General features: G+C 35.4%; 1 protein-coding gene. It reads left to right on the top strand.

The window, feature by feature from the left end; translation table 11 throughout:
- Nucleotides 1–940: 940 nt before the first annotated feature.
- Nucleotides 941–2,291, top strand: a 1,351-nt coding sequence (locus tag AC06OU_RS17940; protein WP_475857605.1) for a S8 family serine peptidase, incomplete at its 3' end; no start/stop codon positions are given.

The raw sequence follows: 2,291 nt of genomic DNA, 5'->3' as shown, positions 1-2,291 counted from the left end.
CAAATCCACCCAGTTGTGTACTTAATTATTATTTGGAATATGATGGAGAGGGGAAACAATCCACACATTCAAAATTATATTTCAAGCACTAGAAACCAATAGTTTAATAAAAATCTTTCCTTCTTTATTCGACACAATACGCTATAAGATGCTGTCGAAATTAAACGAAAAAAGAAGATTATACAAGTAAAAGAATTCAAATGTCATGAATTGTCGAAATAATATAATTTATTTATTCTTGAAATATTTGTATATTTTAAGAGGGGTATTAGGAATAAAGGTTTACTATTGACAATCGTGTATACGATGAAAGTCTCCTGTGCAGTGCTGGCCCAAACCGGCATTAGGTAAAACTAAAAGTATATTACGGAAATAGCGACGTTCTAGCAATTTAAGTGATGCAACAAGTAATTTTTAAACAGTAGAAGAATAAAAAACTCAAAAAGATATTGCTCGAGGTTTGGGGACAGAGCTGATAGGAGGTGAGGAAGCAGTAGTGCTATCAACTCAACTTAATAAACTGGGAAAGTAAGTTTGCACCAATTAACTAAGGTGTAACAAATAGAGGAAAACTTCAATAAAATTAGCTTGAAGATGCTGCAATCTAATAGTTCATATAATCAATGATCTGTAAAAATCTGTAGATGAAAATTAAATTGTCTTCGTTAACACTGCGCTGATTGTCAATCAATAAATCAAGAAGAATAGTTATTTCCCTATCCCCAGGTCACGAAGTGCAAAATATATATAATTTTTCGACTTAAAGATAACTAATTTTTAATATTCTAATCATATAAATAGAGTCTAGCACATAGAATGGTAGGTATGAATTTTTACATTCGATACTTATTTTAATAGGAAGGGTGCGAACCTCATAAAAAGACATTAGCTTAAAGAACGCTTAAAAGTAATAACAATTGTTCTAATAGGGGGAAACTAAGTGGATAAAAAACTGGTTAATAAGTTTTTTAAAGTGTTTTTGGTAATAGCTATGGTCTTTACGATGTTCAGTCCAATAATGACTGCATCAGCAAATGGAGATAAAAAACAATTCAAGCCAGACATTCCAAATGAAAGTACAATGGAGCTAAAGGCGGCAATAGCAGAACAAGTAGGTCTGTCGCTTGGTGGTCCAAAGCTTCACAAAGATTTACAGAATTTATCGGGTAAACAGGAAGTTGCTGTTATTATACATTTATCCGAAAAACCAGTTGCTTTAGAAAAGGGAATTAGTGAGTTAAATGGAAGTTCATTCACGACTGCTCAAGAAAGTAACATTAGAAATAATGTAAGAGCTCAACAATCAGCTGTAAAAAAAGAAATTAACCTAAAAAAGATATCAATGAAACAAGGATATACATTTGACACTGTTTTAAATGGTTTTGCGGCGGTTGTTAAAGCTGAAGACCTACCAAAACTATTAGAAGTTAAGGGTGTAACGCTAGTAGAGCCAGATGCAATCGTCTATGCATCGGAAGCACCTCAAAAAATGAAAACAGATAAATCATCTGTTATTAAAAAAGAAGACAAAGTAGATGCCCTAATGAATACAAGCATTTCATTCCTAGGCATTGAAAGGCTTTGGAATGAAGGAATAGAAGGACAAGGCATTAAGGTTGCAGTACTAGATACAGGTATCGATGCAGACCATCCAGAGTTTGCTAACATCTACAAAGGCGGAAAGAATTTCATACCTAATTCATCTACGTATACAAGACCCCGTGCAGATAATGACGCATCAGAAACTTTACCTTCTGAACGTCCTGCTGGAACTCCTGAATTTAATGCAAATGGAAGCTCATTCTATACATCTCATGGTACACATGTTGCTGGGACAATCGCAGCAATTGGGGCTAATGAGTTTGGCATTAAGGGAATTGCTCCCAAAGTAGACCTGTACGCTTACCGAGTGCTAGGTGCTTACGGAAGTGGATCTACTTCAGGTATCATTAAAGCTATTGATACTGCGGTAGTAGAAAAAATGGATGTTATTAACCTTTCTCTTGGTGGGGGAGCTAACACTGAAACAGATAGTGGATCTTTTGCAATTAATAATGCAATGATGGCAGGGACTATTTCTGTAATTGCTACAGGAAACTCAGGTCCTAACCGTGGGACGATGGGAACTCCTGCTACTGCAAGATTAGGAATTGCTGTTGGTAACACTACTAATCCAGAAACAATGCATAATGGACAAGTAAACGTTACGGTTGGTGGATATAATTTAACAAAGCAATTGGAACTGATGGGAACAACCTTTGGTACCGATGTTTCTACTCAGCTTCAAGGTG

The sequence above is a fragment of the Psychrobacillus sp. genome (genome assembly GCF_056205495.1).
This window is presented reverse-complemented; position numbering and strand designations above follow the sequence as displayed.